The following is a 22,216-nucleotide window of genomic DNA, read 5'->3' on the forward strand; positions in this document are numbered from 1 at the left end:
GTCGCTGCCCGGAACACCGGAGGGCAGCACCCTCGTCAGCTCGGAAGATCGAAAGCAGGAATGGCACCCAACGCCCGCCTCGACCACCGCAACCCCCTCGTGTTCGACACACACGAGCTGGGTCGGCGGCCAGGTGCGCTGCAGCGCCTGACCCGTACGATCGACGCCCCCCGGGACTTCGGTGTCCAGGGAGTCATCGGAGTGCCGGAAGGCGCCCCGGTGGAGCTGGAGCTCCGCCTCGAGTCGGTCATGGAAGGGGTGCTCGTCACAGGCACCGCCCGTGCACGGGCCGAGGGGGAGTGCGTAAGGTGTCTGGAGCCGCTGGAGCTCACGCTCGAAGCGGACTTCCAGGAGATGTTCTCGTACCCTGACGCCGACGACCGGGGCCGCGTGAAGGCGGAACCGGCCGACGACGCCGAGGACGACGAGGACAGGCTCTTTCTCGAGGACGGCCTGTTCGACCTCGAACCCGTGCTGCGTGATGCGGTGGTGCTCGCACTGCCGATGCAGCCGGTGTGCCAGGACGACTGCCCCGGCCTGTGCTCCGAGTGCGGAGCACGGCTCGCGGACGACCCGGACCACCACCATGACGCCGTCGACATCCGTTGGGCGGCATTGCAGGGACTCGCCGGTTCACTCGGAGACGGCGAGAAGGACGAGATGAGCGGCGGCGCGCTTCCTTCAGCGCACGCCGACGAGAAGCAGGAGAAGTAGCCGTGGCTGTTCCGAAGCGGAAGATGTCGCGCAGCAACACGCGCCACCGCCGGTCGCAGTGGAAGGCTGCGGTCCCCACCCTGGTTGCGTGCGAGCGCTGCCACGAGCCCAAGCAGCAGCACATCGCGTGCCCGTCGTGCGGCACCTACAACAAGCGCCAGGTCCTCGAGGTCTGAGCGGCTGGTGAGAGGCTTCATGTCTGACGCCAAGGCGGACTCGACCGCCAGGAAGAAGGCGGACACCACGGCCTCGTCCCACACGCTTCTGGAAGGGCGGCTCGGCTACCACGTCGAGTCCGCCCTTCTGGTGCGTGCGCTGACCCACCGCTCCTACGCGTACGAGAACGGCGGTCTGCCGACGAACGAGCGGCTGGAGTTCCTCGGGGACTCCGTGCTCGGCCTCGTCGTCACGGACACGCTGTACCGCACCCACCCCGACCTGCCCGAGGGCCAACTGGCCAAGCTGCGGGCCGCGGTGGTCAACTCGCGTGCGCTGGCGGAGGTCGGTCGCGGCCTCGACCTGGGCTCCTTCATCCGGCTGGGCCGCGGTGAAGAGGGCACGGGCGGCCGGGACAAGGCGTCCATCCTCGCCGACACCCTGGAAGCGGTGATCGGCGCGGTCTATCTCGACCAGGGCCTCGACGCGGCCTCCGAACTGGTGCACCGCCTGTTCGACCCGCTGATCGAGAAGTCCTCCAACCTCGGTGCCGGCCTGGACTGGAAGACCAGCCTCCAGGAGCTCACCGCGACCGAGGGGCTCGGCGTGCCCGAGTACCTGGTCACGGAGACCGGTCCCGACCACGAGAAGACCTTCACTGCTGCTGCCCGCGTCGGAGGCGTCTCGTACGGCACCGGCACCGGCCGCAGCAAGAAGGAGGCGGAGCAGCAGGCCGCCGAGTCCGCGTGGCGGTCCATCCGGGCCGCGGCGGACGAGCGGGCCGAGGAGGCCACCACCCTCCAGGCCGTCGACGGCAGCGCGGACCCCGAGTCCGCCTCCGCCTGAGCCGCGGGTCCGCCCGCGGCGCACCGACGTACAGCGCGACCGAGCGCCCGCCCCGCTCCGGGGCGGGCGCTCGGCTCGTGCGGAGCCACACTCGTACAGAGGGAATGACAGGGAGACCATGCCCGAGCTGCCCGAGGTCGAGGTCGTCCGGCGCGGCCTGGAGCGGTGGGTCGCCCACCGCACGGTCGCCGAGGCGGAGGTGCTGCACCCGCGCGCCGTACGCCGTCACCTCGCCGGCGCCGACGACTTCACGCACCGCCTCAAGGGCCACCGCGTCGGCGTGCCCAGCCGTCGCGGCAAGTACCTCTGGCTGCCGCTGGAGGACACCGACCGGGCGATCCTCGCCCACCTGGGCATGAGCGGTCAGCTCCTGGTGCAGCCGCAGGGGTCGCCCGACGAGAAGCACCTGCGCATCCGCGTCCGCTTCGCCGACGCCCTCGCCACCGAGCTCCGCTTCGTCGACCAGCGCACCTTCGGCGGGCTGTCGCTGCACGACACCGCACCGGACGGCCTGCCCGACGTCATCGCGCACATCGCCCGCGACCCCCTCGACCCGCTGTTCGACGACGAGGCCTTCCACCGGGCGCTGCGCCGGAAGCGGACGACGATCAAGCGGGCGCTGCTCGACCAGTCCCTGATCAGCGGCGTCGGCAACATCTACGCGGACGAGGCCCTGTGGCGCTCCCGCCTCCACTACGACCGCCCGACCGCGACCCTCACCCGTCCCCGCACGACCGAACTCCTCGGACACGTCCGGGACGTGATGAACGCCGCCCTCGCCGTCGGCGGCACCAGCTTCGACAGCCTGTACGTCAACGTCAACGGAGAGTCCGGCTACTTCGACCGGTCGCTGGACGCCTACGGGCGTGAGGATCTGCCCTGCAAGCGCTGCGGCACACCGATGCGCCGGCGGCCGTGGATGAACCGGTCCAGCTACTTCTGCCCGAAGTGTCAGCGGCCGCCGCGCGTCTCGTCGTAGCGCGAGCGGGCCGCGAGGACGTCGTCCATGCGGCCCTCCACCAGGTGGATCAGCCCGAGCAGCCGCTCGGTCACCTCGTGGCCCAGCGGGGTGAGTTCGTAGTCCACGCGGGGCGGGTTGGTCGGCTGGGCCTCGCGGTGCACCAGGCCGTCGCGCTCCAGCGCGTGCAGCGTCTGGGAGAGCATCTTCTCGCTCACGCCGTCGACCCGGCGGCGCAACTCGTTGAAGCGCAGGGAGCCCTCGTGCAGCGCTCCCAGGGTGAGCGCGCCCCAGCGCCCGGTGACGTGCTCCAGCGTGCCGCGCGAGGGGCAGGCCCTGGCGAACACGTTGTACGGGAGGTCCTGCTCCGCCGTGCGCTCCTGGGTGCGGGTCATGGCACCAGCGTACGTGAGGACAGCGCTGGCCAGTAGATTGCGCTAACCGGGAGTCAGCGGCCTTCTGCGAGGCCTGCGCGGGGTCGCGCCAGGGCGGGCACGGCCGGCTCAGTAGCCGAAGTCCTGGGTCCACCAGGGGCCGCCGGACCCGAAGTGGACGCCCACGCCCAAGGTGGTGAAGTCGCAGTTCAGTATGTTGGCGCGGTGGCCGGGGCTGTTCATCCAGGCCTCCATCACCGCCGCGGCGTCGGCCTGGCCCCGCGCTATGTTCTCGCCGCCGAGGTCGGATATGCCGGCCTTGGCCGCCCTGTCCCACGGGGTCGCCCCGTCCGGGTCGGTGTGGTCGAAGAAGCCGCGCGCGGCCATGTCCTCGCTGAAGCTCTGGGCGAGGCCGGCCAGCGCGCTGTTGGCGGCGAGGGCGCTGCACCCGACCTTGGACCGCTCCTCGTTGACGAGCTTCAGCACCTCCGCCGCCGCCTGCGCCTCCGCCGAGACCGTCACCGGGGCGCTGGTCTCCGCGGGCGCTTTCGAGGCCGTCTTCGAGGGGGTCTCCCGTGCCGTCTCCTGCGGGGTCTTCCGCGGCTCCTCCGCCGGGGCCGCCTTCGACTTCCCGGCCGTCGGCGAGGCGCTCGGGGACGCCTTGGAGGCCGAGGGGGCGGGTGACGCCGAAGCGGAGGCCGAGGGCGACGCGGACCCTGCGGCGCCGCTGCCGGCCGACGCGCCGTCGCGGCCGGTCGCCAGGGGATCGGAGGTGCCGCCCTGTCCGGAGGCGGAGCTGGTCGGCGAGTCGGCGGCCTGCACGTTGTCGGCCGAGCCGCCGCCGAACCGGTAGTTGTCGAGGCCCGGCACGGCGCCCGTGGCCACCGCGACCGTGCCGAGGGCCACGGCCGCGGACACCCCGAGCAGGCCCGTACGGACCGGCGTCACCGCCCTCTTCCTGCGGCGGCGCGCAGATCCGGCACGCTCCCCGCCGTCCTGTCCCGGTCCGGACCGGCCCGGCGCGTCGCCCGGCGTGAACCCGTCCGAGGAGGGCACCGCGGTGCCGGCCGAGCCGGCCGGCACCCGCGCGTACGCGTCGTCCGTCGCGAAGAGGTACTCCTGGCTCCTGGCCACCGACTCGGCGTACGCCTCCGGGTTCAGGTACGGAGCGATCCCCGTCGCCGGGCGACCGCCGGTGTACCCGCCCTGCCGGGCGTGCCCCTCCGGGTGCGAGCCGTCGGTGCGGGTGACCCCCGTGGCGCGGCCCGTGGCGGCGCGGCCGGCGGCGGAGCGTCGGTGGCGTCCCATGTCCTGGCCTTCCTCGTCCAACTGGTCTGAGCGGTTCCCCCGCGGTCGACCGGACGCCCTGGGGCGCATGACTCCACATGGTCAACCCGACTCACTCGATCGAGTGAGTTTCATATGAGATTCATCGGGTGGGGACGGTACCGCATGGCGCTGGGGGAGGAAGTGTCCCCGGAGACATTGCCTGGTTAGGTTGCACCCATGAGCGAGGATGTAAGGCTGGTCGCCTGGGTGCGCGGACATGTCCAGGGCGTGGGTTTCCGCTGGTTCACGCGGGCCAAGGCGCTGGAGATCGGCGGCGTGAGTGGTTTTGCTCTCAATCTGGCCGACGGGCGCGTCCAGGTGGTGGCCGAGGGGCCGCACAAGAACGTCGAGGCGCTGCTCGACTGGCTCCAGGGTGACGACACGCCCGGGCGCGTGGACGGAGTCACCGAGATATGGGACACACCGCGCGGCGGTTACGACGGCTTCGCCATCCGCTGACGACTCGACGCGGGGACGCCCCGGAAAAGCGGAGGGACATGCCACCGGCATCTGCCCGAAGCGGAAACGAGCAGGTTATTGCCAAGAATCGCTTGTGGTGGCAGGCTCCGCAGGTAAGGATGATCGCCACGCCCCCCGGGGCCCCGCACGAGTCGCAGCGCCGCCGTTTCCGGCCGCGTGCCCGGGGTTACCCGCCGATACGGGGCGTGATCGTGTTGACCGTCAAACTTTTTGGTGAGACGCTGAAAGCACCCCGCGCACCTAGCAGTTTGGCATGGATGAACGGCAGCACGAACAAGATTCCTGCCAAGCATCGCGGGTGCGAATCCCTCACGACCCACACCGCTTCGGTCGGTCACTCAGTGTGGAGGACCATCCATCATGGCAAAGGCGCTTCTCGGTTACGTCGGCGGCTCCGACCCGCGACTCCTCGCCGAGATGCGACGGCTCCAGCAGCGCGTCCAGGACCTCGAATCCGAGCTCGTACGGATTCAGGCCGAGAACGACGCCCTGACGGCTGCCGCTTCTCACGACAGGATCATGGAGAGCATCGACGCACACCAGGCGGAGCCTGCGCTCACCTGATCGCTGCACGCTCCACAACAGCACACGCAGTGGTCGGGCGACTTTCTCAGCCGCGTCGGACCGCTTAGTTGACAGAAGTTGCAAGGGACGCTTCGGCGTCCCTTCTTTCTTTCCCCCGCGCATCCTTTCAGTCTCTTTAACGAGTGGTGTGCCCTGCGCGTTCATGGGTGAAACCGCGGGTTCATGGAGTGGGACATTCCCGGGCGGTAGAGTCCACCGCCGTGCACCTCAAGGCCCTGACCCTCCGCGGGTTCAAGTCGTTCGCCTCGGCCACCACACTCCGGTTCGAGCCGGGGATCACGTGCGTCGTCGGACCGAACGGCTCGGGCAAGTCCAACGTGGTGGACGCGCTCAGCTGGGTCATGGGCGAACAGGGCGCGAAATCCCTGCGCGGCGGCAAGATGGAGGACGTCATCTTCGCCGGCACCACCGGGCGCCCCCCGCTGGGCCGCGCCGAGGTGTCCCTGACCATCGACAACTCCGACGGCGCCCTGCCCATCGAGTACGCCGAGGTCACCATCACGCGGATCATGTTCCGCAACGGCGGCAGCGAGTACCAGATCAACGGCGACACCTGCCGTCTGCTGGACATCCAGGAACTGCTGAGCGACTCCGGCATCGGCCGCGAGATGCACGTCATCGTCGGCCAGGGCCAGCTCGACTCCGTCCTGCACGCCGACCCCATGGGCCGCCGCGCCTTCATCGAGGAGGCCGCGGGCGTCCTCAAACACCGCAGGCGCAAGGAGAAGGCGCTCAGGAAACTGGACGCGATGCAGGCCAACCTCGCGCGCGTGCAGGATCTGACGGACGAGCTGCGGCGCCAGCTGAAGCCCCTCGGTCGGCAGGCCGCCGTCGCCCGCCGCGCCGCCGTCATCCAGGCCGACCTGCGCGACGCCCGCCTGAGACTGCTCGCCGACGATCTCGTACGGCTGCGGGAGGCACTGCGGGCGGAGGTGGCCGACGAGGCCGCGCTGAAGGAGCGCAAGGAGGCCGCCGAGCGGGACCTGGGACAGGCCCTCCGGCGGGAGGCGCACCTGGAGGACGAGGTCCGGCGGCTGACGCCCCGGCTCCAGCGCGCCCAGCAGACCTGGTACGAGCTGTCCCAGCTCGCCGAACGGGTCCGCGGGACCATCTCGCTGGCCGACGCGCGCGTGAAGAGCGCCACCTCCGCGCCCCCGGAGGAGCGGCGCGGCCGCGACCCCGAGGACATGGAGCGCGAGGCCGCCCGCATCCGTGAGCAGGAGGCCGAGCTGGAGGCGGCGCTGGAGGCGGCGCGGCGGGCCCTGGAGGACACCGTCGCCCACCGCGCCGACCTGGAGCGTGAGCTGGCCGTCGAGGAACGGCGCCTGAAGGACGTCGCCCGGGCCATCGCCGACCGCCGCGAAGGGCTCGCCCGGCTGCACGGCCAGGTCAACGCGGCCCGCTCCCGCGCCGCGTCCGCCCGGGCCGAGATCGGCCGCCTGGCCGCCGCCCGGGACGAGGCCCGGGAACGGGCCGCCGTCGCGCAGGAGGAGTACGAGGCCCTGAAGGCGGAGGTCGACGGCCTCGACGCCGACGGCGCCGAGCTCACCGCAGAGCACGAGGCGGCGAAGCGGCAGCTCGCCGAGGCGGAGGCCGCGCTGAGCACCGCCCGCGAGGCGGCCACCGCCGCCGAACGCAGGCGTGCCGCGACCCAGGCCCGGCACGAGGCTCTCGCCCTGGGCCTGCGCCGCAAGGACGGCACGGGCGCCCTGCTCGGCGCGCGGGACCGTCTCACCGGCCTGCTCGGCCCCGCCGCGGAACTCCTCACCGTCACCCCCGGCTACGAGGTCCCCCTCGCCGCCGCCCTCGGCGCCGCCGCCGACGCCCTCGCCGTGACCACCCCGTCGGCGGCCGCGGACGCCCTCCGCCTGCTGCGCAAGCAGGACGCGGGACGGGCGGCCCTGCTGCTGGCCACGGACACACCGGACAGCACCACCACCCCGACGGGCGCCGCAGCCACCGACACCATCGCCCCTCCGGTGAGCACCCCCGGCTCCGACGCCACCCCCGGCTCCGACACCACCGCCGGCTCCGACGCCGCCGCCGGCCCCAGCGCCGCCGCCGGCCCCAGCGCCACCGCCTACCCCGGCGCCGACCCCCGCCGACCCGCCGCACCCCCCTTCGCTGCCGATCTCGTCCGGGCCCCGGCCGACCTCATGCCCGCCGTACGACGTCTGCTGCGCGGAATCGTCGTCGTCGGGACGCTGGAGGACGCCGAGAACCTCGTGTACGCCCGGCCCGAGCTGACCGCCGTGACCGCGGAGGGCGACCTGCTGGGGGCGCACTTCGCGCAGGGCGGGTCCGCCGGGGCGCCGAGCCTGCTGGAGGTGCAGGCGTCGGTGGACGAGGCCGCCGCCGAGCTGGAGGAGCTGGCGGTGCGGTGCGAGGAACTCGCCGAGGCACAGCGGGCGGCGGGGGAGCGGCGCGGGGAGTGCGCCGGGCGCGTCGAGGAGCTCGGGCAGCGCGGGCGGGCGGCCGAGCGGGAGAAGTCGGCCGTCGCCCAGCAGCTCGGGCGGCTCGCCGGGCAGGCCCGCGGCGCCGCCGGGGAGGCGGAGCGGTCCACCGCCGCCGCCGCCCGCGCGCAGGACGCGCTCGACAGGGCCGTCGAGGAGGCCGAGGAGTTGGCCGAGCGGCTGGCGGTCGCCGAGGAGCTGCCCGTCGAGGAGGAGCCGGACACCTCGGTGCGCGACCGGCTCGCCGCCGACGGGGCCAACGCGCGGCAGACCGAGATGGAGGCCCGGCTCCAGGTCCGTACGCACGAGGAGCGGGTCAAGGGGCTGGCCGGGCGGGCCGACGCGCTGGACCGGGGTGCGCGGGCGGAACGCGAGGCACGCGCGCGTGCCGAGCGGCGGCGGGCGCGGCTGCGGCACGAGGCCGCGGTGGCGGAGGCCGTCGCCTCCGGCGCCCGGCAGCTGCTCGCGCACGTCGAGGTCTCGGTCCGCCGGGCCGACGCCGAACGCGTCGCCGCCGAGGCCGCCAAGGCCCGACGGGAGCAGGAGCTGGCCGCCGCCCGCGGTGCCGGGCGCGACCTCAAGGCCGAGCTCGACAAGTTGACGGATTCAGTTCACCGGGGCGAGGTACTCGGCGCCGAGAAACGGCTGCGGATCGAGCAGCTGGAGACCAAGGCGCTGGAGGAACTCGGTGTCGAACCGGCCGGGCTGGTGTCCGAGTACGGACCGCACCAACCGGTGCCGCCCTCGCCCCCCGCCGAGGGCGAGGAGCTGCCGGACGACCCCGAGCACCGGCGCAACCGGCCCACCCCCTTCGTGCGGGCCGCGCAGGAGAAGCGGCTGAAGGCGGCGGAACGCGCCTACCAGCAGCTCGGCAAGGTGAACCCGCTCGCCCTGGAGGAGTTCGCCGCGCTGGAGGAGCGCCACCAGTTCCTCAGCGAGCAGCTGGAGGACCTCAAGAAGACGCGCGCCGATCTCCTCCAGGTGGTGAAGGAGGTCGACGAGCGTGTCGAACGGGTCTTCACGGAGGCGTTCCAGGACACCGCCCGGGAGTTCGAGGGCGTGTTCGGCCGGCTCTTCCCCGGGGGAGAGGGACGGCTGGTCCTGACCGACCCGGACCACATGCTGACCACGGGCGTCGACGTCGAGGCCCGGCCGCCGGGCAAGAAGGTCAAGCGGCTCAGCCTGCTCTCGGGTGGCGAGCGGTCGCTCACCGCCGTCGCGATGCTGGTGTCGATCTTCAAGGCGCGGCCCAGTCCGTTCTACGTGATGGACGAGGTCGAGGCCGCCCTCGACGACACCAACCTGCAGCGGCTCATCCGCATCATGCAGGAGCTCCAGGAGTCGTCGCAGCTGATCGTGATCACGCACCAGAAGCGCACGATGGAGGTCGCCGACGCGCTCTACGGCGTCTCCATGCAGGGCGACGGGGTGTCGAAGGTGATCTCCCAGCGGCTCCGCTAGGTCCCGGGGCGGAGGGGCTCCGCACGGGGCGGCCGGGCTCGCACGAGATCAACTCTTCAAGACTTGAACACGCCTCCCTCACGCATGCCGCTTTTCTCACACCCGCTCACCTATTGACTTCGAAACTTGAAGGCATACTCTCGGAAACGTTGCTTTCACCTTCAGGTATGACCTACCTCGAAGGGCAGATCCACACCGGCGGCGTTGCCGGTGGCCCGAGGAGTACACGTGACCAGCACAGCGCAGGCACCCAAGTCAGGAGCCGGGACGGCTCACCCCGATCATCTCGGGCACGTCATCTTCATCGCCGCGGCGGCCGCGATGGGCGGCTTCCTCTTCGGCTACGACAGCTCCGTGATCAACGGCGCGGTCGAGGCCATCCGCGACCGCTACGACGTCGGCTCCGCGGCCCTGGCCCAGGTCATCGCCATCGCCCTGATCGGCTGCGCCGTCGGCGCCGCGACCGCCGGCCGCATAGCCGACCGCATCGGCCGCATCCGGTGCATGCAGATCGCCGCCGTCCTCTTCACCATCAGCGCGGTCGGCTCGGCCCTCCCCTTCGCCCTGTGGGACCTCGCGTTCTGGCGCGTGGTCGGCGGCTTCGCCATCGGCATGGCCTCGGTCATCGGCCCGGCCTACATCGCCGAGGTCGCCCCGCCCGCCTACCGCGGCCGCCTCGGCTCCTTCCAGCAGGCCGCGATCGTCGTCGGCATCGCGATCTCGCAGCTGGTCAACTGGGGCCTGCTGAACGCCGCCGGCGGTGACCAGCGCGGTGAGCTGATGGGCCTGGAGGCCTGGCAGGTCATGCTCGGCGTCATGGTCGTCCCGGCCGTCCTCTACGGCCTGCTCTCCTTCGCCATCCCCGAGTCGCCGCGCTTCCTGATCTCCGTCGGCAAGCACGAGCGGGCCCGCGAGATCCTCACCGAGGTCGAGGGCCGGAACATCGACCTCGACGCGCGCGTCGCCGAGATCGAGCACGGTATGAGGAGCGAGCACAAGTCGAGCTTCAAGGACCTGCTCGGCGGCTCCTTCTTCTTCAAGCCGATCGTCTGGATCGGAATCGGCCTGTCGGTCTTCCAGCAGTTCGTCGGCATCAACGTCGCGTTCTACTACTCCTCGACGCTGTGGCAGTCGGTCGGCGTCGACCCGACGGACTCGTTCTTCTACTCGTTCACCACGTCGATCATCAACATCGTCGGCACCGTGATCGCGATGATCTTCGTGGACCGCGTCGGCCGCAAGCCGCTCGCCCTCATCGGCTCCGTCGGCATGGTGATCGGCCTCGCGCTGGAGGCCTGGGCGTTCTCCTTCGACCTGGTCGACGGCAAGCTGCCGGCCACGCAGGGCTGGATCGCCCTGATCGCCGCCCACGTGTTCGTCCTCTTCTTCGCCCTGTCCTGGGGTGTGGTCGTCTGGGTCTTCCTCGGCGAGATGTTCCCGAACAAGATCCGCGCCGCCGCCCTGGGCGTGGCCGCCGCCGCGCAGTGGATCGCCAACTGGGCCATCACCGCGAGCTTCCCGTCCCTGGCCGACTGGAACCTCTCCGGCACCTACGTGATCTACACGGTCTTCGCCGCGCTCTCCATCCCGTTCGTCCTCAAGTACGTCAAGGAGACGAAGGGCAAGGCGCTGGAGGAGATGGGCTGACCGCCCCCCCGAACCCGAGGAGACGGGGCCTCATCCCCGCTGCCCCTCTCCTCGCCCCCGTAAGGCGTACCGCCCCGGCTCGTCCCCCGAGCCGGGGCGGTACGCCTTGCACGCTTCCCAGGCCCAAGACACCCCCCGTGGAGCAGGCCCCCGCCGCGGGCAGGGATGGATACTGGACGGGTTATGGAAACCGTCATCCTTGCTGTAGTCATCGCCGTGGTCGTGCTCGGCGCGATCGGCGGGCTCATCGTCGGCAGCCGGCGCAGAAAGCCGCTGCCCCCGCCGCCGCCCTCCGCCCCCGACATCACCGCGCCTCCGGCCGAGCCGCACGTCGGCGACGAGGCCGAGACGCCGCGCGACGAACCGCGCCGCACGATCGAGGAGGTGGACCTCCCGGGCGGCGGCGCTCCCACCGCCGTGGAGGAGCCTCCCGTCGTCGAGGCTCCCGCGATCGAGATCCCGGAGCCCACCGAGGGACGCCTGGTCCGCCTGCGCGCCCGCCTCTCCCGTTCCCAGAACGCCCTCGGCAAGGGCCTGCTCACGCTGCTCTCGCGCGAGCACCTCGACGAGGACACCTGGGAGGAGGTCGAGGACACCCTCCTCACCGCCGACGTCGGCGTCCTGCCCACCCAGGAGCTGGTGGAGCGGCTGCGCGAGCGGGTCAAGGTGCTCGGCACCCGCACGCCCGAGGAACTGCGCGGCCTGCTGCGCGAGGAGCTCCTCAAGCTGGTCGGCACCGACGTCGACCGCACCGTGAAGACCGAGCCCGAGAACCGCAAGCCGGGCATCGTGATGGTCGTCGGCGTCAACGGCACCGGCAAGACCACCACCACCGGCAAGCTCGCCCGCGTCCTGGTCGCCGACGGCCGCACGGTCGTGCTGGGCGCCGCCGACACCTTCCGGGCCGCCGCCGCCGACCAGTTGCAGACCTGGGGCGAGCGCGTCGGCGCCCACACCGTGCGCGGGCCGGAGGCCGGCGACCCCGCCTCCGTCGCCTTCGACGCGGTGAAGGAGGGCAAGGAGATGGGGGTCGACGTGGTCCTCATCGACACCGCGGGCCGGCTGCACACCAAGACCGGGCTCATGGACGAGCTCGGCAAGGTCAAGCGCGTCGTGGAGAAGCACGCCCCGCTCGACGAGGTGCTGCTCGTCCTCGACGCCACCACCGGGCAGAACGGCCTCGTCCAGGCCCGGGTCTTCGCCGAGGTCGTCGACATCACCGGGATCGTGCTGACCAAGCTCGACGGCACGGCCAAGGGCGGCATCGTCGTCGCCGTCCAGCGCGAGCTGGGCGTGCCCGTCAAGCTGGTCGGGCTCGGCGAGGGCGCCGACGACCTGGCGCCGTTCGAGCCGGAGGCGTTCGTTGACGCCCTTGTCGGAGCGTGACCGGCCGCTGAACGCGCCCGCCGCCGAGAAGCGCCCGCCCCCGAGTGCAGTGGGGGCGGGCGCTTCGGCGTACGGGACGGACATCCGGCGCGGCCTACGCGGCGGCGGTGGACTCGACGCGGCGCACCGGGCGGCGAGCCCGGCACGGCGTCTCGGACGGCCGGTCCGGCGCGGTGCGACGGGCGGCGGGCTCGGCTCGGCGCACCGGGCGGCCGGTCCGGCGCGGATCGACGGACGGCGGGCGCGGCGCGGCACACCGGGCAGCGAGCGCGGCACGGCGCGTACCGGGCGGCGGGCTAGGCGCGGTGTACCAGGCTGCGGACTTCGTGCCGTGTACCGGACGGGAGACCCGGTGCCCTGTACCGCGCGGCGGACTCAGTGCGGGGCGCGGGAGCGGTGGGCCACGTACGCCAGCGTCCCCAGCAGCAGCCGGGCCTCCGGCGGGCGGCTCGTCCCGTCCAGGGCGGGGGGACGCAGCCAGCGCACCGGACCGAGCCCGCCCCGGTCGGAGGGCGGAGCCGTGACGTGCGTGCCCGGGCCGAGGCCGCGCAGGTCCAGGGAGTCCGGGTCGTCCCAGCCCATGCGGTAGAGCAGACCGGTGAGGTCGTGGGCGGCTCCGGGGGCGACGAGGAACTGGGCGCGGCCCTCGGGGGTCGCGGTCACCGGACCGACCGGCAGCCCCATCCGCTCCAGCCGGACCAGGGCGCGGTGCCCGGCCGGCTCGGCCACCTCGATCACGTCGAACGCGCGCCCGACCGGCAGCATCACCGCGGCACCCGGGAACTCCGCCCACGTCCGCGTCACGTCGTCGAGCGTGGCGCCCGCCGGGACCCGCGGGGCGAACGGCAGGGGGTGCGCACCCGGCGCGCGGCAGTCGCCGCGTCCGCACGAGCAGGTGCCCGCCGTGGCGCGCGCGCCCGGCACCACGTCCCAGCCCCACAGGCCGGTGAACTCGGCGACGGCGGTGCACTCGGACGAGCGACCGCGCCTGCGCGCGCCGGAGCGGATGTCGCGAATGCCGCCGATCGTGAAGCCCATGCCCCCTCCAACGGGTCCGACGCACCGATGGTTACGTAACGGACGCTCTCCGTAACTCTGTGTACTGACGCCCTTCCCCGTGCCGCCGAAAACAGGCAGCGCCTTGAAGCGTCGCGGGTGGTGTGGTCGGCCGTGCGCGCCCTTGGGCGCATCGCTCCGCCCGCTTCCGGCCGTCCTCTGTCAAGTGAATCGCGTACCTGCCATCGTGAGTTCATTCGAAGGGGTGGCGAATGGTGGCGATTCCGGGACCGCCATGGCTGGACGCGTGATCGTGGGACTACGTTGAGTGTGCGAGACCCGGGGGCACATGCCCCTGTGGGTATGCCGGGGGCAAGGCGTCCCTCCGTTCGAAGGGTGGCGACCGGCGGACGGCGAGCGGCGATCACCGGCATTCTGATAAGGCTTGGCGCACTCGGGCGACAAGTGGTCTCAGGGATGGGGGCGTTCCAGTGAGCGGCAACGGCGGAAGCGGGACGGGCGCTGGGAGCGCTGCGCACGCTGACAAGCGCCCCAACGAGCTGCTCACCTCCTGGTTCGTGCGCAGCGGCTGGTCCAAGGGCGAGCTCGCCCGCCAAGTGAACCGCCGCGCCCGTCAGTTGGGCGCCAACCACATCTCCACGGACACCTCCCGCGTCCGCCGCTGGCTGGACGGCGAGAACCCCCGCGAACCGATCCCGAAGATCCTGTCCGAGCTGTTCTCCGAGCGGTTCGGCTGTGTCGTCTCCGTCGAGGACCTCGGTCTGCGCACCATGCGGCAGACACCCGCCGCGACCGGCGTGGACCTGCCCTGGACGGGCCCGCAGACGGTGGCCCAACTCAGCGAGTTCTCGCGCAGCGACCTGATGCTGGCGCGGCGCGGCTTCCTCGGAACCTCGCTGGCCCTGTCCGCGGGCCCGTCCCTCATCGAGCCCATGCAGCGCTGGCTCGTCCCCTCCCCGCCCACCCCGCAGGAGGACGCGGCGTCCGTCCCGACCAGCCGCGCCCGCGGCCGGCTCTCCCGGCCCGAGCTGGAACTGCTGGAGTCCACCACCGTGATGTTCCGGCAGTGGGACGCCCAGTGCGGCGGCGGACTGCGCCGCAAGGCGGTCGTCGGACAGCTGCACGAGGTGACCGACCTCCTCCAGGAGCCCCAGCCGGAGGAGACCGCGCGCAAGCTCTTCAAGGTCGCCGCCGAGCTGGCCGAGCTGGCCGGCTGGATGTCGTACGACGTGGGGCTCCAGCCGACCGCGCAGAAGTACTTCGTGCTCGCCCTGCACGCCGCCAAGGAGGCCGGCGACAAGCCGCTCGGGTCGTACGTCCTCTCCAGCATGAGCCGCCAGATGATCCACCTCGGGCGGCCCGAGGACGCCCTGGAGCTGATCCACCTCGCCCAGTACGGCAGCCGTGACTGCGCGAGCCCGCGCACCCAGGCCATGCTGTATGCGATGGAGGCCCGCGCCTACGCCAACATGGGACAGCCCGGCCGGTGCAAGCGGGCGGTACGGATGGCCGAGGACACCTTCGCCGACGCGGAGGAGTGGGACGAGCCCGACCCCGACTGGATCCGCTTCTTCTCCGAGGCCGAACTCCACGGCGAGAACTCCCACTCCTACCGCGACCTCGCCTACGTCGCCGGACGCAGCCCCACCTACGCCTCGCTGGCCCAGCCCCTGATGCAGCGGGCCGTCGACCTGTTCGCCGAGGACCCCGACCACCAGCGGTCGTACGTGCTGAACCTGATCGGCATGGCCACCGTCCACCTGCTGCGGCGCGAGCCCGAGCAGAGCGCGGTCCTCGCCGCGCAGGCGATGAAAGAAGCCAAGAAGGTCCGCTCCGAACGCGTCAACACTCGTATCCGAAAGACCGTCGACACCGCCGTACGCGACTTCGGGGACCTCAGCGAGGTCGTCGATCTCACCGACCGGCTCGCCGTCGAACTGCCGGAGACCGCGGAAGCGGTGTGACCCGGCGAGCGTCCCCAGAGCCCCGGCCGCGGCCGGCCCTCCCGAACTGCCCGACTCGGCTCCCCCAGCCAGGTCATCGGAAGGCCGACCGCGGCCGGTTCCCTTCCCCCGGTGAAGGTTGCGCCACGATAACGATCGGCGCGGGCGATATCCGCCAGTTCATCGACGCGTAACACGCACGGTGCCTTCGTCACGGCCGCGAAACAACGAGGGGCTTCGACGGAAACCGCGCTGCGCCAATCTCATGGCGCATAACCGGCCCACCCCTCAATCCGCTCAGGCTTCGCCCGCACGGGGCCGTACCTACGACGAGGAGACGCCGATGGCAGCTGCCATCACGCTTGCGGCGGACGCACCCACGCTGTCGTCCGCCAACACAGGCTTCATGCTCATCTGTTCCGCCCTGGTGATGCTCATGACACCGGCGCTGGCCTTCTTCTACGGAGGCATGGTCCGCGTCAAGAGCACCCTCAACATGCTGATGATGAGCTTCATCAGCCTGGGCATCGTCACCATCCTGTGGGTGCTGTACGGCTTCTCCCTGGCCTTCGGTACGGACTCCGGCAGCATCATCGGATGGAACTCCGACTGGGTCGGCCTCAGCGACATCGGCCTGACGGAGCTGTGGGACGGCTACACCATCCCCGTCTTCGTCTTCCTGGTCTTCCAGCTGATGTTCGCGATCGTCACGCCCGCCCTGATCAGCGGCGCCCTCGCGGACCGGGTGAAGTTCAGCGCCTGGGCGCTGTTCATCGCCCTGTGGGTCACCGTCGTCTACTTCCCCGTCGCCCACTGGGTCTGGGGTGCCGGCGGCTGGGCCTTCGAGCTCGGCGTCATCGACTTCGCCGGTGGTACGGCCGTCCACATCAACGCCGGTGCCGCCGCCCTCGGCGTCATCCTGGTCATCGGCAAGCGCGTCGGCTTCAAGAAGGACCCGATGCGCCCGCACAGCCTCCCGCTGGTCATGCTCGGCGCGGGCCTGCTGTGGTTCGGCTGGTTCGGCTTCAACGCCGGCTCGTGGCTCGGCAACGACGACGGCGTCGGCGCGCTGATGTTCGTCAACACGCAGGTCGCCACCGCCGCCGCCATGCTCGCCTGGCTCGTCTACGAGAAGATCCGCCACGGCGCGTTCACCACGCTGGGCGCCGCCTCCGGCGCGGTCGCCGGCCTGGTCGCCATCACCCCCGCGGGCGGCGCGGTCTCCCCGCTCGGCGCGATCGCCGTCGGCGCCATCGCCGGCCTGCTGTGCGCCATGGCCGTCGGCCTCAAGTACAAGTTCAACTACGACGACTCGCTCGACGTCATCGGCGTCCACCTGGTCGGCGGTGTCGTCGGCTCCCTGCTGATCGGCTTCTTCGCCACCGGCAAGGGCCAGTCCGACGTCGCGGGCCTCTTCTACGGCGGCGGCCTGGACCAGTTCTGGAAGCAGTGCGCCGGTGTCTTCGCGGTCCTCGCCTACTCGCTGGTGGTCTCCGCGATCCTCGCCTTCGTCCTCCACAAGACGATCGGGATGCGCGTCTCCGAGGACGAGGAAGTGGCCGGCATCGACCAGGCCGAGCACGCCGAGACCGCATACGACTTCAGTGGTGCCGGTGGCGGAGCCGCCCGCACCACGGCCGTCCCGGCCCCGGTCGCCGACACTGCGAGCAAGAAGGTGGACGCATGAAGCTCATCACCGCCGTCGTCAAGCCCCACCGGCTCGACGAGATCAAGGAGGCACTCCAGGCCTTCGGCGTCCACGGCCTGACGGTCACGGAGGCCAGCGGTTACGGTCGTCAGCGGGGACACACCGAGGTCTACCGCGGTGCCGAGTACACGGTCGACCTGGTCCCCAAGATCCGCATCGAGGTGCTGGCCGAGGACGACGACGCCGAGCAGCTGATCGACGTCATCGTCAAGGCGGCCCGCACCGGCAAGATCGGTGACGGCAAGGTCTGGTCCCTGCCGGTCGAGACCGCCGTACGGGTCCGCACCGGCGAGCGCGGCCCGGACGCGCTCTGAGCGAAGAAGAGAACAGGAGTCGCTGGGTGACGAGTACGGACGTGCGCAACGAAGCAGAGGACTCGGGACCCAGCGGCTACGCGGCGGCCCGGCTGCGCCTCCTCACCGAGGGGGCGCGGTCCGGGCCGCCGCGCCGTGCGGCCCTCGCCGAACTGACCGACGACTGGCTCGCCGGCCTGTTCACCGCGGGCGCCCGGGACGAGGAGGGCGCCGGCCGGCTCCCCCGCCAGGAAGCGGGCGGACGACGGGAGGTCCCGCAGGGCGTCTCCCTGGTCGCCGTCGGCGGCTACGGCCGCGGAGAGCTCTCCCCGCGCAGCGACCTCGACCTCCTCCTGCTGCACGACGGCACCGACCCCAAGGCGGTCGCCGCCCTCGCCGACCGCCTCTGGTACCCGGTGTGGGACCTCGGCCTCGCGCTCGACCACTCCGTGCGCACCCCGGCGGAGGCCCGCAGAACGGCCGGCGAGGACCTGAAGGTCCAGCTCGGCCTGCTGGACGCCCGCCACCTCGCCGGCGACCTCGCACTGACCGCCGGACTGCGTACGGCCGTCCTGGCCGACTGGCGCAACCAGGCGCCCAAGCGCCTGCCCGAACTCCAGGAACTCTGCGCCGAGCGCGCCGAACGCCAGGGCGAACTCCAGTACCTGCTGGAACCCGACCTCAAGGAGGCCCGCGGCGGCCTGCGCGACGCCACCGCCCTGCGCGCCGTCGCCGCCTCCTGGCTCGCCGACGCCCCGCGCGAGGGCCTCGACGACGCCCGCCGCCGGCTGCTCGACGTCCGGGACGCCCTCCACCTGGCGACCGGCCGCGCCACCGACCGCCTGGCCCTCCAGGAGCAGGACCAGGTCGCGGCCGAGCTGGGCCTCCTGGACGCCGACACCCTCCTGCGCCAGGTCTACGAGGCCGCCCGCGTCGTCTCCTACGCCAGTGACGTCACCTGGCGCGAGGTGGGGCGGGTGCTCCGGTCGCGCGCCGTGCGGCCACGGCTGCGCGCCATGCTGGGCGGCGGAAAGCCGGTCGCCGAGCGCTCCCCGCTGGCCGAAGGCGTGGTGGAGCAGGACGGCGAGGTGGTGCTCGCCCGCGCCGCACGCCCCGAACGCGACCCCGTGCTCCCCCTGCGCGCCGCGGCCGCCGCCGCCCAGGCCGGCCTCCCGCTCTCCCTGTACGCCGTACGGCGCCTCGCGGCCACCGTGCGCCCCCTGCCCACCCCCTGGCCCGCCGAGGCCCGCGAACAACTCGTCACCCTGCTCGGCTCCGGCCGGCCCACGATCGAGGTCTGGGAGGCACTGGAGGCCGAGGGCCTGATCACCCGCCTGCTGCCCGACTGGGAGCGGGTCCGCTGCCGGCCGCAGCGCAACGCCGTGCACGTCTGGACCGTCGACCGGCACCTCATCGAGACCGCCGTGCGCGCCTCCGAGTTCACCCGCCGCGTCAGCCGGCCCGACCTCCTCCTGGTCGCCGCACTGCTGCACGACATCGGCAAGGGCTGGCCCGGCGACCACTCCGTGGCCGGCGAGATCATCGCCCGGGACGTGGCCGCCCGCATCGGCTTCGACCGCGCGGACGTCGCCGTCCTCGCCACCCTCGTCCGCCACCACCTGCTGCTCGTCGAGACGGCCACCCGGCGCGACCTGGAGGACCCGGCCACCGTGCGGTCGGTCGCCGAGGCGGTCGGCGCGCAGGGGACGCTGGAGCTGCTGCACGCGCTCACCGAGGCGGACGCCCAGGCCACCGGTCCGGCCGCCTGGTCCTCCTGGCGCGGCTCGCTCGTCGCCGACCTGGTCCGACGGGTCTCGGCGGTGCTCGCCGGGGAGACCCCCGAGGAGCCGGTGGCCGCCGCGGCCACCGCCGAACAGGAGCGGCTGGCGATCGAGGCGGTCGCGACCGGCAGCCCGGTGCTGGCACTGCGCGCGCAGACCGAGCCGCAGCCCGGGCCCGAGGCGGAAGCGCCGGCCGGCGGCCCCGAGCCGCTCGGCGTGGAACTCCTCATCGCCGTACCCGACCAGGCGGGCGTGCTGCCCGCGGTGGCCGGCGTCCTCGCCATGCACCGGCTGACCGTGCGCACCGCCGGACTGCGGGCCCTGGACCTGCCGGCCGGTGTGGAGGGCTCCGTCCTGCTGCTGAACTGGCGGGTCGCCGCCGAGTACGGCTCACTGCCCCAGGCCGCCAGGCTCCGCGCCGACCTCGTCCGCGCCCTGGACGGCACCCTGGACATCGCGAACCGGCTGGCGGAGCGCGACGCGGCCTATCCGCGGCGCCGCGGCGTGGTCGCGCCCCCGCCGCGCGTGACGGTGGCCCCGGCGGCCTCCCGTCTGGCCACCGTGATCGAGGTCCGCGCCCAGGACGCGCCGGGGCTGCTGTTCCGGATCGGGACCGCGCTGGAGGACGCGACGGTCCGGGTGCGCAGCATGCACGTCAGCACACTCGGCGCCAACGCCGTGGACGCCTTCTACGTCACCGGGCCGGAGGGCGCGCCACTGCCGGGGGACGAGGCCACGGCGGTGGCCCGGAAGCTGGAGGAGATGCTGCGGGCGTGACCTGGCGGTCATGTCATGTGTAGACCCGGTGTCCTCCCCCGCCGTGGCGGGGGTGGTCCGCCGGGCGGCAACGGGCGGCTCTGCGAGGCCGCGTGCTCCCCGCCGACCGGGGCTCGCGGCCCCGCCCCGGCGGGAGCGATCCGGCTGGCGGGAGCGATCCGGCCACCGACGAGTCCGGTGCCGCCGGGCCCGGGCGGTCCCGGGCGGTCCCGGTGGCCCCCCGGCCGGTCCTGGCGGACGTGTGCCGTGCCACCTGGCCCGGCCGTCCGCGCCGACGTGGCGACGAGTCCGGCTGTGCGCGCCGACGTGGCGGCGAGTCCGGCTGTGCGCGCTGACGTGGCGGCGAGTCCGGCTGTGCGCGCCGACGTGGCGGCGAGCCCGGCCGTCCGCGCTGACGTGGCGGCGAGCCCGGTCGTCCGCGCTGACGTGGCGACGAGCCTGGCCGTCCGCGCCGACGTGGCGACGAGTCCGGCTGTCCGCGCTGACGTGGCGGCGAGCCCGGCCGTCCCCGCCGACGCGGCGGCCCGGCCGCTCCCCGGCCGACGCCGGGGTTCCGCCGCCCCCGCCCGCCGAAATCAGCAGGCGGGGACGAATGCCTTGCGCGGCCGGATACCCTGGAAGACGCTCAGACTGCTCCCGACCCCCGAGGACCGACGCCGCCGTGTTCGATACTCTCTCCGATCGCCTCTCAGCGACTTTCAAGAACCTGCGCGGCAAGGGACGGCTCTCCGAGGCGGACATCGACGCCACCGCGCGCGAGATCCGCATCGCCCTCCTCGAGGCGGACGTCGCCCTGCCCGTCGTGCGGACGTTCATCAAGAACGTCAAGGAACGCGCCCTCGGCGCGGAGGTCTCCCGGGCGCTGAACCCCGCCCAGCAGGTCCTGAAGATCGTCAACGACGAGCTCGTCACGATCCTCGGCGGCGAGACCCGGCGCCTGCGCTTCGCCAAGCAGCCGCCGACCGTGATCATGCTGGCCGGTCTCCAGGGCGCCGGTAAGACCACCCTCGCGGGCAAGCTGGGCCGCTGGCTGAAGGAGCAGGGCCACTCGCCGCTGCTCGTCGCCTGTGACCTCCAGCGCCCCAACGCCGTCAACCAGCTCAGCGTCGTCGCCGAGCGTGCCGGCGTTGCCGTGTACGCCCCGCAGCCGGGCAACGGCGTCGGTGACCCGGTGCAGGTCGCCAAGGACTCCATCGAGTACGCGAAGTCCCGCGTCCACGACATCGTCGTCGTCGACACCGCCGGCCGCCTCGGCATCGACCAGGAGATGATGCAGCAGGCCGCGGACATCAGGGACGCGACCCGGCCCGACGAGATCCTCTTCGTCGTCGACGCGATGATCGGCCAGGACGCGGTCAACACCGCCGAGGCCTTCCGCGACGGCGTCGGCTTCGACGGCGTGGTGCTCTCCAAGCTCGACGGCGACGCCCGCGGCGGCGCGGCCCTGTCGATCCGCCAGATCACCGGCAAGCCGATCATGTTCGCGTCGAACGGCGAGAAGCTCGACGACTTCGACGCCTTCCATCCCGACCGGATGGCCTCCCGCATCCTCGACATGGGTGACCTGCTCACCCTGATCGAGCAGGCGGAGAAGACGTTCAGCCAGGAAGAGGCCGAGAAAATGGCCTCCAAGCTGGCGTCCAAGAAGGGCCAGGACTTCACCCTGGACGACTTCCTGTCCCAGATGGAGCAGGTCAGGAAGATGGGGTCGATCTCCAAGCTGCTCGGCATGCTGCCGGGCATGGGGCAGATCAAGGACCAGATCAACAACCTCGACGAGCGGGACGTCGACCGCACCGCCGCGATCATCAAGTCGATGACCCCGGGCGAGCGCCAGGACCCCACGATCATCAACGGCTCGCGCCGCGCCCGTATCGCCAAGGGCTCCGGTGTCGAGGTCAGCGCGGTCAAGGGCCTGGTCGAGCGGTTCTTCGAGGCCCGCAAGATGATGTCCCGCATGGCCCAGGGCGGCGGCATGCCGGGGATGCCGGGCATGCCGGGCATGGGCGGCGGCCCCGGCCGCACCAAGAAGCAGCCGAAGAAGGCCAAGGGCAAGCAGCGCTCCGGCAACCCGATGAAGCGCAAGCAGCAGGAGCAGGAGGAGGCCGCCCGCCGCGCGGCCGGTGCCCAGGGCGGCGCTCCCGGCGGCGCCTTCGGCCTGCCGGGCCAGCAGGCCGGCCAGGACTTCGAGCTCCCGGACGAGTTCAAGAAGTTCATGGGCTGACCCGCTCCGAGCCGTACGGCACCGAGGGCGTCCACCCGCACGGGTGGGCGCCCTCAGCGCGTGCCGAGGCCCGTGGTGTGCCGT

General features: G+C 72.4%; 17 protein-coding genes. 14 read left to right on the forward strand and 3 right to left on the reverse strand.

All coding sequences use genetic code 11. The features are described from left to right. Positions 1 to 60: 60 nt before the first annotated feature. The 4 genes from ACZ3KJ_RS29375 (at position 61) to mutM (ending at position 2,695) form a co-directional block, all read left to right on the forward strand. A complete protein-coding gene (locus ACZ3KJ_RS29375) occupies positions 61 to 714 on the forward strand; it encodes a YceD family protein (protein WP_467531375.1) in 654 nt (217 codons plus the stop codon). Between the two features lie 2 nt (positions 715 to 716). Continuing rightward, positions 717 to 890 carry a 50S ribosomal protein L32 gene (gene rpmF, locus ACZ3KJ_RS29380; protein WP_003951102.1) on the forward strand — a complete coding sequence of 58 codons (174 nt, stop codon included), beginning with the start codon at positions 717 to 719 and terminating at the stop codon, positions 888 to 890. 7 nt (positions 891 to 897) lie between these two features. Next, positions 898 to 1,716, forward strand: a complete 819-nt coding sequence (rnc, locus tag ACZ3KJ_RS29385) for a ribonuclease III (protein WP_467531377.1) — start codon at positions 898 to 900, stop codon at positions 1,714 to 1,716. A gap of 118 nt (positions 1,717 to 1,834) precedes the next feature. Next, a complete protein-coding gene (gene mutM, locus ACZ3KJ_RS29390; RefSeq protein ID WP_467531379.1) occupies positions 1,835 to 2,695 on the forward strand; it encodes a bifunctional DNA-formamidopyrimidine glycosylase/DNA-(apurinic or apyrimidinic site) lyase in 861 nt (286 codons plus the stop codon). On the opposite strand, the gene ACZ3KJ_RS29395 is transcribed toward mutM, so the two are convergent. Next, the gene (locus tag ACZ3KJ_RS29395; RefSeq protein ID WP_467531381.1) at positions 2,668 to 3,069 is read right to left on the reverse strand and encodes a winged helix-turn-helix transcriptional regulator; all 402 of its coding nucleotides are present in this window, start codon (positions 3,067 to 3,069) and stop codon (positions 2,668 to 2,670) included. The two genes, mutM and ACZ3KJ_RS29395, sit on opposite strands and share 28 nt — an antisense overlap. A gap of 108 nt (positions 3,070 to 3,177) precedes the next feature. Further along, on the reverse strand, positions 3,178 to 4,356 hold the full coding sequence (locus ACZ3KJ_RS29400; RefSeq protein WP_467531383.1) for a CAP domain-containing protein: 1,179 nt from the start codon (positions 4,354 to 4,356) through the stop codon (positions 3,178 to 3,180). 198 nt (positions 4,357 to 4,554) lie between these two features. Here ACZ3KJ_RS29400 and ACZ3KJ_RS29405 point away from each other — a divergent pair, with 198 nt between their 5' ends. The 5 genes from ACZ3KJ_RS29405 (at position 4,555) to ftsY (ending at position 12,389) form a co-directional block, all read left to right on the forward strand. Continuing rightward, the gene (locus tag ACZ3KJ_RS29405) at positions 4,555 to 4,836 is read left to right on the forward strand and encodes an acylphosphatase (protein ID WP_467531385.1); all 282 of its coding nucleotides are present in this window, start codon (positions 4,555 to 4,557) and stop codon (positions 4,834 to 4,836) included. 381 nt (positions 4,837 to 5,217) lie between these two features. Next, complete coding sequence (locus ACZ3KJ_RS29410) at positions 5,218 to 5,421, forward strand: hypothetical protein (protein WP_058922942.1); 204 nt, start codon at positions 5,218 to 5,220, stop codon at positions 5,419 to 5,421. Between the two features lie 221 nt (positions 5,422 to 5,642). Next, positions 5,643 to 9,356: an AAA family ATPase gene (locus tag ACZ3KJ_RS29415; RefSeq protein ID WP_467531387.1), complete on the forward strand. Its 3,714-nt coding sequence runs from the start codon at positions 5,643 to 5,645 to the stop codon at positions 9,354 to 9,356. 228 nt (positions 9,357 to 9,584) lie between these two features. Next, entirely contained in the window at positions 9,585 to 11,003 is a 1,419-nt protein-coding gene (locus ACZ3KJ_RS29420; protein ID WP_467531389.1) for a sugar porter family MFS transporter, read from the forward strand. A 183-nt stretch (positions 11,004 to 11,186) separates the two neighbouring features. Then, complete coding sequence (gene ftsY, locus ACZ3KJ_RS29425; RefSeq protein ID WP_389520280.1) at positions 11,187 to 12,389, forward strand: signal recognition particle-docking protein FtsY; 1,203 nt, start codon at positions 11,187 to 11,189, stop codon at positions 12,387 to 12,389. 375 nt (positions 12,390 to 12,764) lie between these two features. Here ftsY and ACZ3KJ_RS29430 read toward each other — a convergent pair whose 3' ends face one another. Continuing rightward, a complete protein-coding gene (locus tag ACZ3KJ_RS29430; RefSeq protein WP_467531391.1) occupies positions 12,765 to 13,427 on the reverse strand; it encodes a bifunctional DNA primase/polymerase in 663 nt (220 codons plus the stop codon). 449 nt (positions 13,428 to 13,876) lie between these two features. Here ACZ3KJ_RS29430 and nsdA point away from each other — a divergent pair, with 449 nt between their 5' ends. From nsdA to ffh, 5 genes are all read left to right on the forward strand, one after another. After that, positions 13,877 to 15,370 carry a transcriptional repressor NsdA gene (nsdA, locus tag ACZ3KJ_RS29435; RefSeq protein ID WP_467531393.1) on the forward strand — a complete coding sequence of 498 codons (1,494 nt, stop codon included), beginning with the start codon at positions 13,877 to 13,879 and terminating at the stop codon, positions 15,368 to 15,370. Positions 15,371 to 15,692: 322 nt separating this feature from the next. Beyond that, positions 15,693 to 17,036: an ammonium transporter gene (locus tag ACZ3KJ_RS29440; RefSeq protein ID WP_467531394.1), complete on the forward strand. Its 1,344-nt coding sequence runs from the start codon at positions 15,693 to 15,695 to the stop codon at positions 17,034 to 17,036. After that, the gene (locus ACZ3KJ_RS29445; protein WP_003997576.1) at positions 17,033 to 17,371 is read left to right on the forward strand and encodes a P-II family nitrogen regulator; all 339 of its coding nucleotides are present in this window, start codon (positions 17,033 to 17,035) and stop codon (positions 17,369 to 17,371) included. The genes ACZ3KJ_RS29440 and ACZ3KJ_RS29445 overlap by 4 nt, the downstream gene beginning before the upstream one ends. Before the next feature lie 26 nt (positions 17,372 to 17,397). Continuing rightward, on the forward strand, positions 17,398 to 19,908 hold the full coding sequence (locus ACZ3KJ_RS29450) for a [protein-PII] uridylyltransferase (protein ID WP_467531396.1): 2,511 nt from the start codon (positions 17,398 to 17,400) through the stop codon (positions 19,906 to 19,908). 661 nt (positions 19,909 to 20,569) lie between these two features. Continuing rightward, complete coding sequence (gene ffh / locus ACZ3KJ_RS29455; protein WP_467531398.1) at positions 20,570 to 22,132, forward strand: signal recognition particle protein; 1,563 nt, start codon at positions 20,570 to 20,572, stop codon at positions 22,130 to 22,132. Positions 22,133 to 22,216: the final 84 nt, after the last annotated feature.

The sequence above is a fragment of the Streptomyces sp. NPDC003248 genome (assembly GCF_055563235.1).